This is a genomic window from Paraprevotella xylaniphila YIT 11841, from assembly GCF_000205165.1.
Classification (GTDB): Bacteria; Bacteroidota; Bacteroidia; order Bacteroidales; family Bacteroidaceae; genus Paraprevotella; species Paraprevotella xylaniphila.
Genome location: NZ_GL883836.1, coordinates 20,490 through 39,331, shown reverse-complemented (window position 1 = coordinate 39,331; position 18,842 = coordinate 20,490). Strand labels below are relative to the sequence as shown.

General features: G+C 45.9%; 15 protein-coding genes and 1 tRNA gene. 5 read left to right on the top strand and 11 right to left on the bottom strand.

Annotated elements, in window-relative coordinates; genetic code table 11:
* Nucleotides 1-5: 5 nt before the first annotated feature.
* The 5 genes from HMPREF9442_RS05510 to HMPREF9442_RS05490 are packed head-to-tail and all read right to left on the bottom strand — an operon-like array spanning nucleotide 6 to nucleotide 7,592.
* Nucleotides 6-1,349 carry a sensor histidine kinase gene (locus HMPREF9442_RS05510; protein ID WP_008626247.1) on the bottom strand — a complete coding sequence of 448 codons (1,344 nt, stop codon included), beginning with the start codon at nucleotides 1,347-1,349 and terminating at the stop codon, nucleotides 6-8.
* Between the two features lie 18 nt (nucleotides 1,350-1,367).
* Nucleotides 1,368-2,045, bottom strand: a complete 678-nt coding sequence (locus HMPREF9442_RS05505) for a response regulator transcription factor (protein WP_172604624.1) — start codon at nucleotides 2,043-2,045, stop codon at nucleotides 1,368-1,370.
* A gap of 49 nt (nucleotides 2,046-2,094) precedes the next feature.
* The gene (locus HMPREF9442_RS05500) at nucleotides 2,095-5,220 is read right to left on the bottom strand and encodes an efflux RND transporter permease subunit (protein WP_008626245.1); all 3,126 of its coding nucleotides are present in this window, start codon (nucleotides 5,218-5,220) and stop codon (nucleotides 2,095-2,097) included.
* 15 nt (nucleotides 5,221-5,235) lie between these two features.
* Nucleotides 5,236-6,324, bottom strand: a complete 1,089-nt coding sequence (locus tag HMPREF9442_RS05495) for an efflux RND transporter periplasmic adaptor subunit (protein WP_008626244.1) — start codon at nucleotides 6,322-6,324, stop codon at nucleotides 5,236-5,238.
* 5 nt (nucleotides 6,325-6,329) lie between these two features.
* Nucleotides 6,330-7,592, bottom strand: a complete 1,263-nt coding sequence (locus tag HMPREF9442_RS05490) for a TolC family protein (RefSeq protein WP_008626243.1) — start codon at nucleotides 7,590-7,592, stop codon at nucleotides 6,330-6,332.
* 369 nt (nucleotides 7,593-7,961) lie between these two features.
* Between HMPREF9442_RS05490 and HMPREF9442_RS05485 the strand changes: the two genes are divergently transcribed.
* Nucleotides 7,962-8,933 carry a FimB/Mfa2 family fimbrial subunit gene (locus HMPREF9442_RS05485; RefSeq protein ID WP_008626241.1) on the top strand — a complete coding sequence of 324 codons (972 nt, stop codon included), beginning with the start codon at nucleotides 7,962-7,964 and terminating at the stop codon, nucleotides 8,931-8,933.
* Between the two features lie 370 nt (nucleotides 8,934-9,303).
* Nucleotides 9,304-9,708: a hypothetical protein gene (locus tag HMPREF9442_RS05480; protein ID WP_008626238.1), complete on the top strand. Its 405-nt coding sequence runs from the start codon at nucleotides 9,304-9,306 to the stop codon at nucleotides 9,706-9,708.
* A 349-nt stretch (nucleotides 9,709-10,057) separates the two neighbouring features.
* On the opposite strand, the gene HMPREF9442_RS05475 is transcribed toward HMPREF9442_RS05480, so the two are convergent.
* The 5 genes from HMPREF9442_RS05475 to recR all read right to left on the bottom strand — a co-directional run bounded on the left by HMPREF9442_RS05475 (nucleotide 10,058) and on the right by recR (nucleotide 13,118).
* A tRNA-Asp gene (locus HMPREF9442_RS05475) sits at nucleotides 10,058-10,131 on the bottom strand.
* Nucleotides 10,132-10,268: 137 nt separating this feature from the next.
* Nucleotides 10,269-10,790 (bottom strand): GNAT family N-acetyltransferase, encoded by a 522-nt coding sequence (locus tag HMPREF9442_RS05470; RefSeq protein ID WP_008626235.1) that lies wholly within the window; start codon nucleotides 10,788-10,790, stop codon nucleotides 10,269-10,271.
* Nucleotides 10,791-10,803: 13 nt separating this feature from the next.
* Nucleotides 10,804-11,991 (bottom strand): glycosyltransferase family 2 protein, encoded by a 1,188-nt coding sequence (locus tag HMPREF9442_RS05465; protein ID WP_008626233.1) that lies wholly within the window; start codon nucleotides 11,989-11,991, stop codon nucleotides 10,804-10,806.
* A complete protein-coding gene (locus tag HMPREF9442_RS05460) occupies nucleotides 11,988-12,488 on the bottom strand; it encodes a hypothetical protein (protein WP_008626232.1) in 501 nt (166 codons plus the stop codon). The genes HMPREF9442_RS05465 and HMPREF9442_RS05460 overlap by 4 nt, the downstream gene beginning before the upstream one ends.
* Before the next feature lie 12 nt (nucleotides 12,489-12,500).
* Nucleotides 12,501-13,118, bottom strand: a complete 618-nt coding sequence (gene recR, locus HMPREF9442_RS05455; protein WP_008626230.1) for a recombination mediator RecR — start codon at nucleotides 13,116-13,118, stop codon at nucleotides 12,501-12,503.
* An 88-nt stretch (nucleotides 13,119-13,206) separates the two neighbouring features.
* Between recR and yihA the strand changes: the two genes are divergently transcribed.
* Complete coding sequence (gene yihA, locus HMPREF9442_RS05450; RefSeq protein WP_040602675.1) at nucleotides 13,207-13,803, top strand: ribosome biogenesis GTP-binding protein YihA/YsxC; 597 nt, start codon at nucleotides 13,207-13,209, stop codon at nucleotides 13,801-13,803.
* A 12-nt stretch (nucleotides 13,804-13,815) separates the two neighbouring features.
* On the opposite strand, the gene HMPREF9442_RS05445 is transcribed toward yihA, so the two are convergent.
* A complete protein-coding gene (locus HMPREF9442_RS05445; RefSeq protein ID WP_253271033.1) occupies nucleotides 13,816-15,078 on the bottom strand; it encodes a DUF3078 domain-containing protein in 1,263 nt (420 codons plus the stop codon).
* A gap of 217 nt (nucleotides 15,079-15,295) precedes the next feature.
* Here HMPREF9442_RS05445 and pyrG point away from each other — a divergent pair, with 217 nt between their 5' ends.
* Nucleotides 15,296-16,927 carry a CTP synthase gene (gene pyrG / locus HMPREF9442_RS05440; RefSeq protein WP_008626221.1) on the top strand — a complete coding sequence of 544 codons (1,632 nt, stop codon included), beginning with the start codon at nucleotides 15,296-15,298 and terminating at the stop codon, nucleotides 16,925-16,927.
* A gap of 8 nt (nucleotides 16,928-16,935) precedes the next feature.
* Nucleotides 16,936-18,825: a membrane protein insertase YidC gene (gene yidC, locus HMPREF9442_RS05435; protein WP_008626218.1), complete on the top strand. Its 1,890-nt coding sequence runs from the start codon at nucleotides 16,936-16,938 to the stop codon at nucleotides 18,823-18,825.
* The last annotated feature ends 17 nt before the right edge of the window (nucleotides 18,826-18,842 follow it).

The following is an 18,842-nucleotide window of genomic DNA, read 5'->3' as shown; positions in this document are numbered from 1 at the left end:
GAGGCCTACTTCGTTTTTGTCGAAACCTTAAAAATTACCGTCACCTTCGTATACTGTCCTTGGCACGAATCAACGGAAATCCGGCCACCGTATACCTTCAGAATCCGCATCGACAAGCTCAGTCCGATGCCCTGTCCATGGTATTCACGAACATTACCGGCACGATAAAACGAATTAAAAATATATCTGATGTCATCTTCCGGTATACCGATACCATGGTCCAGAACTTCCACCTTCACCTCGTCCTCCATACGTGCCATCCGGACCTCCACATCCTCCTGGGAATATTTGCAAGCATTATCTATAATGTTCCGGAAAGCCACTCGAAGGAGATGAGAATCGGCCCGCAGTTCGCTCCCTGCACCTATTCCCGTAACATCAAACCGAACCCGTCCATACTGCCGGCACAAGTCCTGCAACAAAACAGCCAATTCAACCCTCTCTGCCCCCCGGCACAGAATATCCTCGTCATGCCGCGAAAGAAACAGCAAATGTTTTATCAGCATACTGATACGTCGGCTTTCATCCGCGATGCGCTGCAAAGCCTCTTCGTATTCCTTAGTCGAACGTCGTTTCAGCAAACAGATTTCACATTCGCCCTGAATTGCCGTCAACGGATTGTTCAATTCATGCGAAGCATTGCTGATAAAAGCCTTCTCGGCCTGAAAAGCCGCGTCCAGGTGATCCAACATCTCATTCAACGCACGAATGAGTTCATCCCATTCATCTTTATTCCCGAAGGTCTCTAACCGGACATCCAGATTGTTGATACGTATGCGCTTCAAATCCTTCAGTAAATGCTGCAAAGGAAGGAGAATCCGGTTGGCATACAGCTTCCCGATGAGGAAGACCAAGCCGCAACTCACCGCCAACAAGAGAAACGCCAACATCAATATATGTTTCTGTATGTCCTGCCCATAATGGTTGGAAGCCATCACCAGAACGACAAAGTTTCCTTCATTGTCCGGATAATAAAGAGCCGCGCCCCGCAAATGCCCATAAACGAACGTAACCGGTTCATTTTTGAAAAGCCGGGCCTGTTGGTGGCGGTCGAGGTACTTCGCCAAGGTGTCTGCCACGGCCGTCACACTGTCGGCATTCAGCAAGATTTTATAAGCCTGGGGCAAGAGTTCGTCATACTTCTGCTGTATTTCCCGGTAACGGGATTCGTCCACCTCATCCTTTTCCCAATACTTTTGAGCCGTCAGATAAGCCTTTTCCGAAAGATACGAATCATACACCTTATTTATATATCTCAATGTAAAGAAATAGAACACCAATACAATCAGCGCAATGGCACCGACGGTTATTACGGTATAAAACAAAGCTATCTTCGACCCGATCTTCATCCTTCTTCCTTCCTGGCTTTACTGTACCCCCATGATATATCCCATTCCGACAATCGTGCGGATAAGCTTGACCTCAAATTCACGGTCTATCTTGTTCCGGAGATAGTTCACATAAACGTCCACCACATTGGTATTCGTATCGAAATTCTTGTCCCACACGTCTTTCAAGAGTGTCAGGCGAGAAAGCGCCACCCCTTGATGGGTCATGAAGTATTCCAACAGGCGGTATTCCTTGACAGTCAGTTCTATCACCGTATCCCCGCGCCGTGCACGACGGGTGTCGCAATCCAACACGAGGTCGTGGCACCAAAGTTGCCTGTCCGGACGTTCTTTTCCCCGCCTCAACAAAGCCTTGATACGTGCTTCCAGTTCTTGGAAACTGAACGGTTTCACCAGATAGTCGTCCGCCCCGGCATCCAACCCCTTTACGATATCCTCGGTCGTGCCCAACGCCGTCAGCATGATGACCGGTGTATGGTATCCTTCCTTCAAACGGAACTGCCGACAAACCTCAAGCCCGTCCATCTTCGGCATAATGACATCCAACACAAGCAAATCGAAAACTCCTTCCTGTAACATAGCCCATGCCGTGCCTCCGTCGTGTGCCACTTGTACTTCATGCCCGAACTCCTGCAAGCCCCGCCTGATGAACGAAGCGATGTTCTGTTCGTCTTCCGCCAATAGTATTTTTGCCATAATCTTCGCATCCATGGGATTTCATCTGCAAATATACGGATTTTGCATGTCACAAACTCCTTTGCTTCAGATTTCCGTTCTTATCATACAACATTTTACCATAGACAAACTCTACAATCAAAGGAAATACGAACAGGGCAAAGAAAGTAGCTCCCACCAGACCTCCAATGATGACTATGGCCAACGGGCGTTGCGACTCCGAACCGATGCCATGGCTTACGGCTGCCGGCATCAGACCGATGGCGGCCATCGCAGCCGTCATGACCACCGGACGGACACGGGAACGCACACTTTCTTTCACGGCACACGATAATGCCAACCGTTCTTTCAGGTTATGCTTGATATCCGAAATCATAATCACGCCGTTCTGGATACAGATACCGAACAAGGCGATGAAACCGATACCGGCCGAAATCGAAAAGTTAAACCCAGTAGCCCACAATGCCACAATACCTCCTGCAGCTGCAAAAGGTACATTCAACAGTACCAGACCGGCATCCCGAGCATTGGAGAACAAAATGAACAAGATGACGAAAATGATGGCGATACTTACCGGGACCACTTGCGACAAACGTTTCGTGGCTCGCTGTTGGTTCTCGAAATCCCCGGTCCATTTCAAACTGTACCCCTCTGGCAAACGGACGGAGGCATTCACCTTCTCCTGTGCTTCGGCCACAGCCGTTCCCATATCCCGGCCACGCACCGAGAACTTCACGGCACAAAAGCGTGCATGATTGTCGCGGAAAATCAACAACGGGCCGGTAATGGTCCTTATTTCCGCCAATTCCTTGATGGGTATCATCGTCCCATCCATTGTCGGCACGAGTATTTTCCCGATTTCTTCCTCGTCCTGCCTGAATTCCGGTTTATAACGTACCATGATGTTAAACTTGCGTTCATCTTCGTACAACAACGAAGCCGACTTTCCGCCGATGGCCATTTCGATAATGGCCTGCACATCCTCTTTGGATACCCCGTAACGTGCCAAACGTCCCTCGTCCAATTCTATACGCAACTCCGGTTGCCCGATATTCCGAATCACTCCCAAGTCCTCAATCCCTTCGACCGTACCGAGAATCTTGTCGATTTCCATGGCAATCTTTTCCGAACGGTACAAATCCTTCCCGAATACCTTCACGGCAATGGAACCTTTCACCCCCGAAGCCGCCTCTTCCACATTATCCGTAATGGGTTGGGAGAAATTGAAGTCTATGCCCGGATACATCGAAAGGTCTTCCTGCATCTTCTCGATTAGTTGCATCTTGTCCAATCCGCTCTCCCACTCTTTTTCGGGATAAATGTCCACGTGGAATTCGATATTATAGAATCCCGTCGCATCCGTACCGTCGTTCGGCCGCCCGGTTTGGGAAAGCACCTGTTTCACTTCGGGATAAGCGGCCAGTCTGGCCCGCATCTTGTTGGCCAGTTGTACCGACTCGTTCAGCGAAATGCTCTGTGGCAGAGTGGCACGGATATAAATGGATCCTTCATTCAACTGGGGCAGGAATTCCGTCCCCAACAAAGTAAACATCCACAGACCGCCCACGGCCACGATACCGGCAATGCCGACGGACATTTTACGACTGGCATGGCATTTATCGAAGAAGGCCACGGATTTCCCGTTGATGAAACGCACAAAGAAGTTGTTCTTCTCGCGCACGTTCCGTTTCAGCAACATGGACGACATGACCGGAACCAAGGTCAACGTGAACAACAAAGCTCCCAACAAAGCGAATCCCAAGGTGTATGCCAACGGGGAGAACATCTTCCCTTCCACTTTCTGGAAGGAGAAGATGGGTATCAGCGCAGTGATAATAATGAGTTTGGAGAAAAACACGGCGCGGGCTTTCTCTTTGGCCGTCTGCCGGATAAGCCCCATTTTCGACATCAAGTTGAAAGCAGGCATCCCCACTTCTTTGGCTTTCCGGTCGAGTGCCACGAATATCCCTTCCACCATGACGACCGCCCCATCGATAATAATACCGAAGTCTATGGCTCCCATGGAGAGCAAGTTGGCCGACATGCCCATGAGCCGCAAACAAATAAAAGCAAACAGCAGGGCTAAAGGTATCACCACGGCCACTACCACCGTCGTACGCCAATCGGCCATGAATATCAACACGATGAATGTCACCAACAAGATGCCTTCCACCAGATTGCGCGACACGGTATGGACGGCAAGATTCACCAAGTTTTCCCGGTCGTAGAACGTCACGATCTGCACGTCTTCCGGCAAGACCTCCTTGTTAATATGATCTATCTTGGCTTTCAGTGCGTCGATTACTTCGGCCGGATTTTCGCCTTTACGCATGATGACGATCCCCTGCACGACATCGTCTTCGGCCATACGCCCCACTTGCCCCAAACGGGGCAGGCATGCCTCGTGTACCTCGGCCAGATGCCTGACCAACACGGGGATGCCGTGGATATTTTTCACCACGATGTTACGCAGTTCTTCCATGTCGTTAATCAACCCGATACCCCGCACGACATACGCTTGCGAACTTTTCGTAATGACATCGCCACCCACATTGATATTGCTATTGGCTATCGCCTGAAACAGCTCCAAAGACGTAATCCCGTAGTTTTTCAGTTGATGGGGATTGACGCTTACTTCGAATGTTTTCACCTCGCCACCGAAACTCACGATGTCCGCCACACCGGAGACGGCCCGCAAGTTACGCTCTATCACCCAATCCTGCAAAGTCTTCAATTCGCGCACGTCCCGCTTCTCGCTGCGCAACGTATAGCGGAATATCTCCCCCGTCGGACCGTAAAGCGGTTGTACCTCCGGTGTCACCCCGTCCGGCAAGTCTGCATCATTCAACAGGTTATACACTTGTTGGCGCGCCACGAAATCATCTACGTCATCTTCAAACATCACATGGAGAACCGAAAGTCCGAAAAGCGTGGTGGAACGTATATCCGTTTTATTTTGTACCGAATTCATGGCGATTTCGATAGGTATCGTGATGAACTTCTCCACTTCTTCGGCACTTCGCCCCGGCCATTGGGTAATCACCGTCACCTTGGTACTGGTCACGTCCGGGAACGCATCGATAGGGGTATGCTTGAATGACACAATCCCCGCTATCACAGCCACGGCGGTACAGAAAAATATGAAGAACTTGTTCTTCAGCGAAAAAGCCACGATGTTATCTATGAACTTGTACATACTCCTTCCTCCCGACTAGCCTGCATTCAATGCATTATAAACCAACAACACGTTACGGTTCAGGACGCGCTCGCCCGCCGTCAACCCAGAGAATAGGTAGCAGACCTCATCCGAGTGCAGGTACACCTCCACTTCTTTCACCGCCAAACGGTCGTCCGATGCCACCGTAACCACATAATAGCGGCCATTCTCGAAGACCAAGGCTTGCGAAGGGACACACAGCCGTTCCTTGCCCGTCCCCCGTCCGCAGACGCGGACCTGGGTAAACATGCCCGGCTTCAGCTTATAATCGCGATTGTCCAACCTCACCCTCACGCTCATGGTCCTACTATCCTCGTCCAACATATTATATACCTTGTCTATCTTCCCGGCAATGACATCCTCCGGATAGGCCAACGTGGTGATACGCACCGAATCGCCTTCGCCTACCTTACTGATGTCGCTTTCATATACGTCTGCCATCACCCATACGTTTTCCAATCCGGAAATCGTGAACATTTCTTCACCGTCGTCCGAGCGTAACTGTTCTTCGGGATTGACATGCTTCTCCACCACGAACCCGGAAAGCGGAGCCTTGACCTGATAATTGGCCCCGCCCGACACATGGTAAATCGAAAAGACTTCAGCCAACCTCTCAGCCTCGGCTTCGGCCTCGCCCACTTCCTTGCGGGCTTGCATGACATCCTTTTCAGAAGCCATTCCGGATGCCTCCATATCCTGCACGGAATGCAGGTTGCGGCGGGCAAGAGCCAACCGGTGTTGCGCTTCTTTGCGTTGTTTCTCATACTCGGCCACTTCGCCGCTACGGATGACGGCCAACACGTCTCCCCGGCGCACGTAATCCCCGATTTCGGCCCGTACTTCCACGACCGTCCCTCCGAATATAGGATAAACCTGCGCCACCTTTTCCGGATTGAAAGCCACCCGGCCGGTCAACGTCAATTCATCCGCCACCGGCCGGCAACGGACCGTATCGACAGACACCACACGTTTCAAACTGTCTGTAAGGAATATTCCCGGCTCCTCCGTACCGGCCACCTGTGTAGAACGGGAACAAGCCCCTGCCAACACTCCTAAACTTATAAGAAAAAATATACGGTTCATGCTTTTCAAAGTTTAAATATCGTACGTCCTACAACCGTGTTCAGGTTCTCCATTGCCCCGAACACATCCCGCCGCAACGCATAGCATTGCAGGCAAGCTTCTTTATAACTCTGATAATAATCGATAAATTCCAACATATTGATGTTGCGCTCGTAAAAGTTTTCGTTGACGCCCTCCATGAGTTGCTCGAAATCCTGTTCCATGCGGCCGTCGAATGCCCGGTAAAGCTCTACGGCCTTCCGTAATTGATGGCAGGCCGAATAAAGTTCCATTTCCGCCTTATCCACAGCATACTCCTCCTCTTTGCCTTGTTGAAGTAATTCCAGTTTGGCCGATTTGATTTCTCCTTGGTTACGGTTGAAAATCGGCACGGAGCATGTGACACCAATGGCAAAATAGTCGTTGATGAAATTTCCGGCACGGTCGTACATCCCTCTCACCGAAAACTCGGGAGCTGCCATCGCCCGTTGCAATTTCACATTCGCTTCTGCCGCACGCACTCCGGCACGGGCCGCACGCACATCCGGACGCGAATCCAACATCGTGCCCAAATCGGTAAACGAAACAGCGGACAGGTCTACCTTTTCCAATATGCTCTCGTCCAATACCAGTTCCCGGTCTTGTCCGACCGGAGCACCCAACAACAAATTCAACCGCCCTCTCATCTCCACCAATTTCTGTTCTGCGTCCTGCCGTTCTTTCCGCAAAGACAAAAGAAACAGTTCCAGGCGCGACACTTCCATCCGGGACATGTTTCCTTTTCCCTCCTGCTCCCTTACCGCTTGCAAGAGCTTGCCTACCGAAGTTATTTCACGATCGTACACCCTGATGGAACGTGACTGGTAATACGTATCCACAAAACTCCGGTACAATTCGCTCCGCAAGGTACGCAACACTTCTTCAAAACGGTATTCGGCCGCTTCACGGTTGATTTCCCCCAACTTGATACGTTTACTACGCTGCCTCGCTATCGGAATCTCCTGCTCTATCTCTATCGCAGCTTCTCCCTCCTTGCCCACATCAAAATATTTCCCGTTCAAGCGGTTATATACATTCTGCTCCAACGAAATGACCGGATTGTCGAACAAACGGGCTTGCACCACCTGTGCATGTGCCCGGTCTACATTATATCTCTGAGCCGTCAACTGCACATTATGTTCCAGAAAGCACTTTTCCGCTTCCCGCAACGAAAGCCCCGGCATGCCTTCCTCGGCATACAAAGCATCACAGACAATAAAAGCCAAGCCGATAATCAGTAATCCCTTCATGCTACTTTTCAATTTTTGTGCAAAAATAGAATCTTCCAACCAGAATAACAGGTGAAAAACATTATAAAGGACTTAGACAAAATTAGAATATAATTAGAATGCAAATTCTTCTGTTTGCTCAAGGTATAAATAGCTCCATTATGTTTTAGAAATATAGATTGGCTGTTTTTAACTTGGATTATACCTCTTAAATACCTATCTTTACAACTTAAGATTAAAGAAATAAGTTTTTTACAACCGATTATTTTTCCATAAGGCCATAATTCACTTTACCGCCCTATTGGTATACTCCTCTTTTATGAAGTGTATTTAAATCTAATCCCCAAATTTCCTCTGTTTCCAATCTTTATTTATTCACTCTAAAAAAACATGGTTATGAAAAATTATGTTATGATGGGAGCATTAAGCCTCCTTGTTCTGGCTGCATCATGTTCATCCGATGACCACAACAAAATTCTCAATGAAACCAGGATGATAACCCCAAGAATCAGTGCCACGGTCGCTGATGAATCCCTTAATCAAAGCCCACTGACTGGCGTCATCGAAATTTACCCCTGTATTTCAGGAACTTCTACCTATTTCGGAAACTATGTCAATGGCAATCTTACACCATTCTATGGCTACTACCATATCATAGACGGGCATATCCTTGAAGGTGAACATAATCGGGAACTCCACTTGCCTATGAATACATATAACATGGTATACTGGGGTACTCCTAAATATGAGGAACCTATTTATGACACTCCGGCTATCCATACACCAGGCTTCAGCATTGGCGTAGACTTATCCTCTCTTTACTTCAGTTTATGGAGCAACAATGACGGGACTTACCGCCCTGTATATGACCTCGTATATGCTGTGAAAGAGGCTAAAGTAGGAGAAGAAGACTTAAAAGCATCGCTTAAACGTGTCATCGCCGGTATGAAAGTCATTGTCAAGAAGAAAAACAATGGTATCTTCAGTTCGAACATTACAAACATGCAGGTGCGTATCGGAAATATCGCAAACCAAATCAACTTCTATACAGCAGAAGCATCCGACATGACAAAGACGATTAAATTTGACCTGAAACGTTCGGAAGACGGAACGGAAATGAGTAATGCTACTGTAATGGTATTCCCATCCTCAGAAACTCCTCCGTTGGAATTACTCATCACGTTGAAAGATGGCAGCGTACACAAGCTGTCACGTAACCTGAATTCAACTTTATCAGCAAACACGCGTCTAACCCTTAACATCGTGATAGGAGATATTTTATCTGGGGGTAGTACCGGGGACTTCACAATCGAAAACTGGAACGAAGTTAGTGAAACCATTGAATTTCCAATGGTGGATTGAGGAGTCCCTGACTTCATTCAATGTTCCTGAATGATGCTGGAGGAAGAGACCGGCTCAAAATATACTTTTGAGTCCGGTCTCTTTTATTTTAAGACGGGCTTCCCTGTATTATTCTTCTCTTTCGCGTATTCCTTCCCCCTGAGTTTTTCAAAAAATATCATTCATCCTTCAAAACACACATTAACATACTATTATATAGCACTTCACAGAATAAAGGATGAATACCCTTTTGCAAACTTCCTGGGGGAAGAACGCACTTCATGCTTGACTTTGCCTCTGAATTTTGGCTCTATAAGAAATAGTTTGTATCTTTATAAATTTAACCGCATACGTATTTTTAAAACGAATCATAACATTAAGTAGTACATATATGCAGACAAAGATTTATTTATTGAACGAAGCCTCCAATATAGCCATCTGCCTGTTACTGATATTGAAAATCCAGTTTACAGAAACAATTACAGGCACATGGTTCAGTGGAACAATCATTGCGCTAATGTGCATTGTACTCTTATCCGGTTCATATTTGCAGAAAAAAAGTCACAGACTATTGTTGTATAAATGGCATGACAAACTTTGTCTGACACCTTTCTTATGGTTTTATTATTACTTTGAAAAAGCACTTGTTATCCTCTCAGTCATTTATGCGTTGTTTGGTTATCCGGTAGGTAACCCTTTCATTACATTTACCGTACCTCTTGCCTGCGGTATCTATTTGGGGATGAAAATTGCCATATATCTGATAGAATACAATGTGCGCAAGTTTGTAAAATAATGGAAGCAGCCCGCCGTCTTTAACAACCAACATTATCCAGATTATCCTCTGCCCGGTTCTTCCGGCTTTCATCTTTATCCTGTTTCTTAGCTTTGGCTTTCGGTTCCTTATATTTAAGGATTTGCTTTAACCACCCATCAGGACGTCCCCTGAAAGTAGTTTATGGTATTCATCCATGAACCACACCGACAAATCCCCTTGCAGTAAGTTCCGGGTGTTCTTGGATTAAAATCCAATAGATATCCTTGAACTCGTCCTGGATTTTGTTATCAGATTGGTCTCCCGATTGAGACCTCAAGAAAAAAGCCCTTGAAAGTGATTGACTTTCAAGGGCTTTGAAATATTATTGCGGTGCGTACGGGACTCGAACCCGTGACCCCATGCGTGACAGGCATGTATTCTAACCAACTGAACTAACGCACCTTTAAAAGAGGAATCAGGCGATTTCCTGATTGCGAGTGCAAAGGTAAAAACTTTATCTCAATTTGCCAAATAGCTTCCGAACTTTTTTCAAATACTAAACCTACTTTTTGAAACTAAAGCTCTTGCCGAAACGAAAACTACAACCGGAAACTATAGACATAGGCTGATACGTAATCTTCTTCTTTGTCCCTTAGCCAATCCGCTAACAGAGATACACGTTTGAAACCGAACCTCTCAAACAAATGTTGCGCTTTCATATTCTTTTGGGAAACTATAGCATAAAGTTGGTGCATATACAAATGTTCGCGAGCATAAGAAACAAGCATCCCCAATACCTTGGTTGCAACTCCCCGCCCCCTATACTCCGGAAATAACAAGATTCCTATCTCCGCACGTAAATGCCGAGGAGAAAAATCCATCAAATCCACACAGCCTAAAACCAAATGCTCATCCTCTGTCTCTATAACCAAACGCAATTGTCCATCGGCATAAATGTCGTGGCGTGACTCTGCTATATATGTTTTTAAGGAATAACGGGAATAGGGAACATTCGAACTCCCCCATTGCCACAACTCTTCATCATTTTCAATACTATATAACCACTCCAAATCTTCCGGTTCAAGTGCACGCAACCGTATATTATCTACTGCAAACATCATCGTATTTCGTTTTTTAATATACGTTATTCATCGTTATCAACTTAGATGTATCCATAGAGTAAGTCGCTATCCGTATCCGGGTATGTCCTGCCCCGAGAGACAACAGGTATAGCATTTTCTCATAACTATATGCCCCGGTATCATATATGACATAATCATAGGCCTTCACCGAAAGAGACGGGTCAAGATGGCCGTCCGGCTTGTTCGATTCATCCGCTACCACAAAATCTATTTTCAAGTTGTTTTCAAGCCCCAATCTGCATAACGACTCTACAGCTTCCGGACGTCCCAAAAACAAATATGATTTGTCAGCCTCGCGGTCTCGTCCTGTTCCTGCCCATCCGAACAAACGCTCTTTCTGGTGCATACACAAATCCAAGATTCCCCGGACAATAACAGCCAATTGGATGAAAGGTGTCAACCAACGATTCGAACGACGATAATGTTTATCAAAAAAGATAAGCATAGCCTTATAAAAAACATGCACGTAACGGAAAGAGCTTTTATGCGTACTTTCTCCCTTATAGTGCAGGATCCTCAATGGTTGATAATAATTCTTATAGCCACATTGCAACAAACGATAAGAAAGATCGATATCTTCTCCATACATGAAAAAGTCCTCATCCAAAAGTCCGGTTTTATCAAGTGCAGAACGGCGCACCATGCAAAAAGCACCTGAGATGACATCAATCTGATTGGTCTTGTTCTTATCCAAATACCTCATGTAATAACGTCCCAAACGTCGCGAATGAGGAAACAACGCACACAAACCGGTCATTTTGCAAAAAGACGTAAAAGGAGTAGGTAGCCCCCGACGAGATTCCCAAGCAAAACCACCGTCATCCTTCAACATAGCGACCCCCGTAGCACCGGCCTCCGGATGAGCATCCATAAACTGCAAACATCCGGACAATGTGTTTTCTCCTACCACTGTATCCGGATTAAGCAATAAAATATAATCGCCCGTCGCTTGCCTTATAGCCATGTTATTCGCACGGGAAAAACCTACATTTTCCTGATTCTCTATAAAATGGACATCCGGAAAACGAGAACGTATATATTCCACCGACCCGTCGGAAGAAGCATTATCTACCACCCAGATTTCAGCATCCAGTCCATAGCATGCCCGTGCCACAGAGCACAAGCACTGCTCCAAGTAATACTTCACATTGTAGCTGACGATTACGATTGAAAGTTTCATGCCTTTCTTTGGTTTTCTGTCTTTACACCACCGTCATGATTCAATTCCAACCCCGTTTCATTCTCAAACTTTTCACGGGAAGGCCAACAAAAACATAAAGCCAAAGCTGCAATAAGCGCACAAATAGAACCGGTCGAGTCCAATGTCAAATAATAAAATACGATGTTCGTCCATCCCGTGACAGCTAACATAGCCATACGAACTTCACTCCATCTTTTATATTTCAAACCGGACCGTTGCGGAGAGCCTACGGAATAAGAAGATTTCACCACTCTAAACGACATCATTTTCAGAGCCATAGGCACCAATACGATAACCATGATGATTCCCGTCAGATTGATATAGTAATCTGCCAGTTCATTTCCTACAGCCCATCCGGCAGTCCAAACGTCCCACTCAAACAGCCCTATAAGTACGGCCGCCCATATAAAAATAAAACAAAACTCCAACCGGAGTTTCTTTATAATAATATTCTCCATCATAATAATATTCTCCATCTCTCTGTTCTCCTACATTTGTCCCGTAAAGACTACGCGGTTCACAATAGAACGTCCCAACGTTACTTCATCCGTATATTGCAGTTCATCATTTTGCGCAACCCCACGTGCAATCACGCTGATACGTGCAGCTACATTCTCCAATTTTCTGTAAATATAAAAATTGGTCGTATCTCCCTCCATTGTCGGACTAAGAGCCAATATCACCTCTCGTACCCCCCCGTCTTCCACGCGTTCCACTAGAGTTTGCATCTGAAGGTCAGAAGGTCCCACCCCGTCCATCGGGGATATCACTCCGCCAAGCACATGATAAACACCCTTGTACTGATGTGTATTCTCTATAGCCATCACGTCCTGAATATTTTCCACCACGCATATCGTGGAATGGTCGCGTTGCATATCCGAACAGATTTCACAAACGTCCGTATCCGAGATATTATGACATATAGAACAATATTTCACATCATGCTTCAACGTAATCAACGACTGTCCGAAACTCTCAACTGCCTGTACATCTTGCCTCAACAGGTGTAGAACCAACCGCATGGCAGTCTTCGAACCTATCCCCGGCAACTTCGCAAATTCATTTACGGCCTTTTCTAATAATACTGAAGGATATTGTTGATTCATCTACAATCAAAATACATAAATTTGTGCAAAGATAACCAAAAGCCAAATAAAAAGCGTATATTTGCCAACAAAAAAAATACAAACTGACATGGAAATCAAATCAGCAGAATTCGTCATCAGCAACTCTTCGGTCGGGAAATGTCCTTCTACCCATGCTCCTGAATACGCTTTCATTGGCCGTTCGAATGTGGGCAAATCCAGTTTGATTAACATGCTGGCCAATAATAAAAAGTTGGCAAAGACCTCTTCCACACCGGGTAAGACATTGCTTATCAATCATTTTTTAATCAACAAAGAATGGTATCTGGTAGACCTTCCAGGATACGGTTATGCCAAAATAAGCAAAAAAGAACAAGAAAAGTTGCAGCAAATCATCTCTTCTTATATACTGCGCAGAGAACAGATGACCAATTTATTCGTACTCGTTGATTCACGGCACGAGCCTCAAAAAATAGACATGGAATTCATTGAATGGCTTGGAGAAAACGGAATCCCGTTCAGTATTGTTTTTACGAAAGCCGACAAGTCCAAGCCGACTAAACTCAAAGCCAATATTGACATTTATCTTAAAACCTTAAAGGAACAATGGGAAGAACTGCCCCCTTATTTCATAACCTCATCCGAAAACAAAACGGGACGTACGGAACTCCTGAACTATATTGAAAGTATTAACAAGTCGTTATAGGCAAAGGCTCTATTAAAACGAGTAGTTGACCCCCAAGCTGAACCATTCTTTGAACATGAGATAAGAAAACTTTTTATCCTCATTTCGATAATTCTCCGAACTGTCATCTATACGAGGATAGAGAAACAGTTTGGAGTTCAAGAACCTGTTTATCGTGAAAGTAAACGTGTTTTCCCATTCAATATCAGTCTGCTCCAAGTTGCTGAACCAATATATACGGGCATCCCACTTGACGTTTTTCCATATTTCCCAACTATAATTCACCGTAATATTCGGACCGAAATTATTGTACATGCTTCGTCCCGACTCCAATCCAAAATTACCGAATAACGACCTGCGCTCTACCGAACGAAAGTTATAAGCTACGGGAGACAAGTTGGCAGAACCCTTAAAGCGTTTCAATTCCAATTTATAATCCATACCTAAAGAAACGACCAAGTTGAACGGAGAAAGGAAATCGGAAGAGACCTCATCGCTATTTGCCTTGAAACTCGGATAAAACTGAGTATATGCCTGGACCTGCAAGGTATAAAACCAATGTTTGGTAGCCTTGTATCCTATTTTAGTGGTCAAGCGCAACAAGTCATCATTAGTCTTGAGTTTATGCTTCTCGTCCGTTTTTGAAGTCTGGAATCCCAAACGCATCTCAAGCTTGTTGTCCCATTGTATTTTTTGTTTGTTATTGAAGTTTGCCTCCATGGTTGCCAAAGCCAACATCGTATAATTGTTATCGCCACCTTGATACCAATTCTCGGAATAATAATTTTGGGTGAACTGAAACGAATAATCTCCTTTGAATTTCCAAAAGTTCGGACGACGTACTGCCAAACGCACGGTGTCCACATCTTGTGTGAAGTCCACATTGATTTCATTTTCCACCAAATGGGACACTGGAGGAAGTTCCGGCAAGACTTCTTTCTGCAAACCACCGGCTTTAACCAAATCGCTTTCCGTGATTCGTATCAGCCAAGGAGAATTTACATATGTATACATCAACATCCGGTTCTCCTCCTCCAATATCAACTGGCCCGCATCTTTATCGTCCAATAAAGCAGGCACGTCTTTCTCACGCCCCGGAAGAGAGGGTTCCCATGTTATGCCGAACTCCTGCTTTAAGGGTGCATTATAAAGTGTCCCCGGTGCAAACAAACGGAAATAATATGGAGTATATCTTACGTTTGAATCCGGTTGCAGACTATCCGTCACCATGACAAGAGTGTTCAACATGGCTGTATATTTATCCACAATGGCATTCATGGCCAACGTGTCCACCATGTTCCCACGTTTTATCCGCGCCCCGACCATCGTACTCCATATACATCCTCCAACTATAAAGATAAAAAAGAACCTTATTCGCATCCACGTTTCCTTTTGTCAACACAAAGATATATCTTTTTTAAAGGAAAAGTCCCACGGAACTCAAAGTTTTTTTGTAATTTTGCAACTTAATAGTTGTATTATAATTGAATTCTAATCCAAAAATTATAACATTGTGGGAGAAACAAAGTATATCTTCGTTACTGGCGGAGTAGCCTCATCATTAGGCAAAGGCATTATATCCTCATCTGTGGGTAAATTGTTGCAAGCTCGTGGATACAACATTACCATTCAAAAATTCGACCCCTATATCAACATCGACCCGGGTACGCTCAATCCCTACGAACACGGCGAATGTTATGTTACCGTAGACGGTCAGGAAACGGATTTGGATTTAGGACATTACGAACGTTTCACCGGAATCCAGACGACCCGTGCCAATAATATAACTACTGGCCGGATATACCAAAGCGTTATCGAAAAAGAACGCAGAGGGGACTATTTGGGTAAAACCATCCAGGTCGTACCTCATATCACGGACGAAATCAAACGGAACATCAAATTGATGGGTAAAAAATACAAGTTTGATTTCGTAATTACCGAAATCGGGGGAACAGTAGGTGACATCGAATCCCTGCCTTTCCTGGAGGCCATCCGCCAATTACGTTGGGAATTGGGCAAAGATGCCATCAACCTGCATCTGACCTACGTCCCTTATCTGGCGGCTGCAAAAGAGTTGAAGACCAAGCCGACCCAAACATCGGTCAAGCAGTTGCAAAGTTTAGGTATACAACCGGACATTTTGGTACTTCGTACGGAACATGAACTGAATGCGGACATCCGCAAGAAAGTGGCTCATTTCTGCAATGTGGACGAAGAAGCCGTCATTCAAAGCCTGGACATGCCGTCCATCTATGAAGTTCCTCTGAGCATGCAAGCCCAGAAGCTCGATGCCATTATTTTACGCAAGATGAATATGCCGGTAGGTGAAACTCCTCAACTCGGCCCATGGCGCTCTTTCCTTGACCGCCGCAACAAGGCTACGGAAATTGTCCACATCGCCCTGGTTGGCAAATATGATTTGCAAGACGCATATAAGAGCATTTTAGAATCACTCGCACATGCCGGAACCTACAATGACTATAAAGTCAAGACGCATTTCGTCAATAGCGAAAAACTGACCCGTGAAAACGTGGCAGAACAACTGAAAGGTATGGCGGGAGTAGTTATCTGTCCCGGATTCGGACAACGAGGCACCGAAGGCAAAATCGTTGCCGCCGAATACACCCGCACCCACGATATTCCGACATTCGGCATCTGTCTCGGCATGCAAATGATGGTTATTGAATTTGCACGTAACGTATTAGGATATGTGGATGCCAATAGCCGCGAAATGGACGAAAAGACTCCGCACAATGTCATCGACATCATGGAAGAACAGAAAAATATCACCCAAATGGGAGGTACGATGCGTCTGGGAGCCTACGAATGTGATGTACGTGAGGGCAGTAAGACTTTTGAAGCATACGGACAAAAGCAGATTTCCGAACGCCACCGTCACCGCTACGAATTCAACAACCAATATATTAAGGAGTATGAAAAAGCCGGCATGCAATGCGTAGGCACCAACCCCGACAGCAATTTGGTGGAGATTGTGGAAATCCCGGCATTGAAATGGTACATCGGTACACAATTCCATCCGGAATACAGCAGTACGGTACTCAAACCGCATCCCTTGTTCCTTTCATTCGTAAAGGCAGCCATTGAGAATTCATTGAGCACCCAAAAGCAATCTAAAGACAAATAAATAAGAATATGGACAAAAACACGCTTACAGGATTTATCCTCATTGCGGCAGTACTTATCGGATTCAGTTATTTCAGTCGCCCGAGCGAAGCGGAAATGGAAGCCCAACGCCGACAGGACTCTATCGCTACCGTGGCTCAACAAAAAGCGCAGATGGCGCAAGAAGCCAAAGAAAAGGCAGAAATCGCGCATCAGGCACAAGTAGCTTTAGACACGACGTCATTGTTTTACGCTCACAGGAGGGGGGAAGCACAGGATGTCGTATTGGAAAACGAACTGATTAAGTTAACGTTCAATACACGCGGGGGCACCGTCCAAAAAGTTGAACTCAAAGAATATAAGAACCAACAGGGCGGTCCGGTGACACTGTTCGACGAGAAAGACGCACGCATGCAATTCATGTTAGGCGGTAAGATGGAGAACATCAACTCCGGCGACTTCTTCTTCACCCCCATCAACGTCAGCGACACGACCCTCACCATGCGTCTACAGGCTTCCACTGGAGGTACGTTGGATTTCGATTACACGTTGCTGCCCCATTCCTACATGGTCGACTTTACCATCCGGGCCAACGGCTTGGGCAATTTCTTCGCACCGTCCATGAAAACGTTGGACATCGCATGGAATGAAATGGCACGCCAACAAGAAAAAGGCTTCGATTTCGAAAGCCGTTATTCTTCCCTGACGTATAAAATAAAGAACGAGGGAACGGATTATCTGAGTGAAACCAGTGCCGAATCCGAAAAGATTGCAGAGCCCTTGGACTGGGTCGCTTTCAAGAACCAGTTTTTCAGTTGTGTACTGATAGCACATCAGGATTTCACGGAAGCCCACCTCAGCAGCACGCCGCAGCAAAAAGCCAGCGGTTACCTGAAAGATTACGAGGCCGACATGAAAACGTTCTTCGATCCCAACGGAAAGACCCCCACTCAAATGCAGATGCTGTTCGCTCCGAACAATTACCATCTGTTGCAACACACAAACAAGCTCAGTGCCAGTGACAAAGACTTGGAATTGGAAGACCTTGTTTATCTGGGTTGGCCGCTCTTCAAGTGGATCAACCGTTTCTTCATCATCTACATTTTCGATTGGTTGAGCAGTCTGGGGCTTTCGATGGGGATTGTCCTCCTGTTGCTCACAATATTGGTGAAAGTATTGGTCTACCCCACCACACGCAAGTCTTACTTGTCTTCTGCCAAGATGCGTGTGCTGAAACCGAAGATTGACGAGCTTAACGCCAAATATCCGAAACCGGAAGACGCCATGAAGAAGCAGCAGGAAACCATGCAGCTTTATAGCCAGTACGGGGTCAGCCCGATGGGCGGATGCTTGCCGATGCTGTTACAGATGCCTATCTGGATTGCCCTGTTCAACTTCGTTCCGAATGCCATCGAATTGCGTGGCGAAAGCTTCCTTTGGGCTTCCGACCTTTCGGCATACGATGACGTGATACGTTGGGACAAGTCCATCTGGCTTATCGGAGACCATCTCAGCATTTTCTGCTTGTTGTTCTGCCTGACCAACATCGTCAACACGTGGATTACCATGCGGCAGCAACAGAACAGCATGACAGGAGAACAGGCGCAGCAAATGAAGCTCATGCAATACATGATGTACATCATGCCTGTAGCTTTCTTCTTCATGTTCAACAACTACTCATCGGGATTGAACTATTACTATTTCCTTTCCGGTCTGACCAGCATCCTCATCATGTGGTTCCTACGCAAGACCACCGATGACAAGAAGCTGTTGGCCAAGCTCGAAGCCAACTATCAGGCCAATAAAGCCAACCCTAACAAAAAGATGTCGGGAATGGCCGCACGGTTGGAAGCACTGCAAAAACAGCAGCAAGCCATCTTGGAAGAACAGAAAAAGAAACAAGCTCAAAACAAGAAATAATAATACATCCTTAAGAA

Excerpts from the sequence above, each read along its gene's own strand:
- HMPREF9442_RS05510 (WP_008626247.1), bottom strand. The coding sequence starts at position 1,349 with ATGAAGATCGGGTCGAAGATAGCTTTGTTTTATACCGTAATAACCGTC.
- HMPREF9442_RS05505 (WP_172604624.1), bottom strand. The coding sequence starts at position 2,045 with ATGGCAAAAATACTATTGGCGGAAGACGAACAGAACATCGCTTCGTTC.
- HMPREF9442_RS05500 (WP_008626245.1), bottom strand. The coding sequence starts at position 5,220 with ATGTACAAGTTCATAGATAACATCGTGGCTTTTTCGCTGAAGAACAAG.
- HMPREF9442_RS05495 (WP_008626244.1), bottom strand. The coding sequence starts at position 6,324 with ATGAACCGTATATTTTTTCTTATAAGTTTAGGAGTGTTGGCAGGGGCT.
- HMPREF9442_RS05490 (WP_008626243.1), bottom strand. The coding sequence starts at position 7,592 with ATGAAGGGATTACTGATTATCGGCTTGGCTTTTATTGTCTGTGATGCT.
- HMPREF9442_RS05485 (WP_008626241.1), top strand. The coding sequence starts at position 7,962 with ATGGTTATGAAAAATTATGTTATGATGGGAGCATTAAGCCTCCTTGTT.
- HMPREF9442_RS05480 (WP_008626238.1), top strand. The coding sequence starts at position 9,304 with ATGCAGACAAAGATTTATTTATTGAACGAAGCCTCCAATATAGCCATC.
- HMPREF9442_RS05470 (WP_008626235.1), bottom strand. The coding sequence starts at position 10,790 with ATGATGTTTGCAGTAGATAATATACGGTTGCGTGCACTTGAACCGGAA.
- HMPREF9442_RS05465 (WP_008626233.1), bottom strand. The coding sequence starts at position 11,991 with ATGAAACTTTCAATCGTAATCGTCAGCTACAATGTGAAGTATTACTTG.
- HMPREF9442_RS05460 (WP_008626232.1), bottom strand. The coding sequence starts at position 12,488 with ATGGAGAATATTATTATGATGGAGAATATTATTATAAAGAAACTCCGG.
- recR (WP_008626230.1), bottom strand. The coding sequence starts at position 13,118 with ATGAATCAACAATATCCTTCAGTATTATTAGAAAAGGCCGTAAATGAA.
- yihA (WP_040602675.1), top strand. The coding sequence starts at position 13,207 with ATGGAAATCAAATCAGCAGAATTCGTCATCAGCAACTCTTCGGTCGGG.
- HMPREF9442_RS05445 (WP_253271033.1), bottom strand. The coding sequence starts at position 15,078 with ATGGTGGACACGTTGGCCATGAATGCCATTGTGGATAAATATACAGCC.
- yidC (WP_008626218.1), top strand. The coding sequence starts at position 16,936 with ATGGACAAAAACACGCTTACAGGATTTATCCTCATTGCGGCAGTACTT.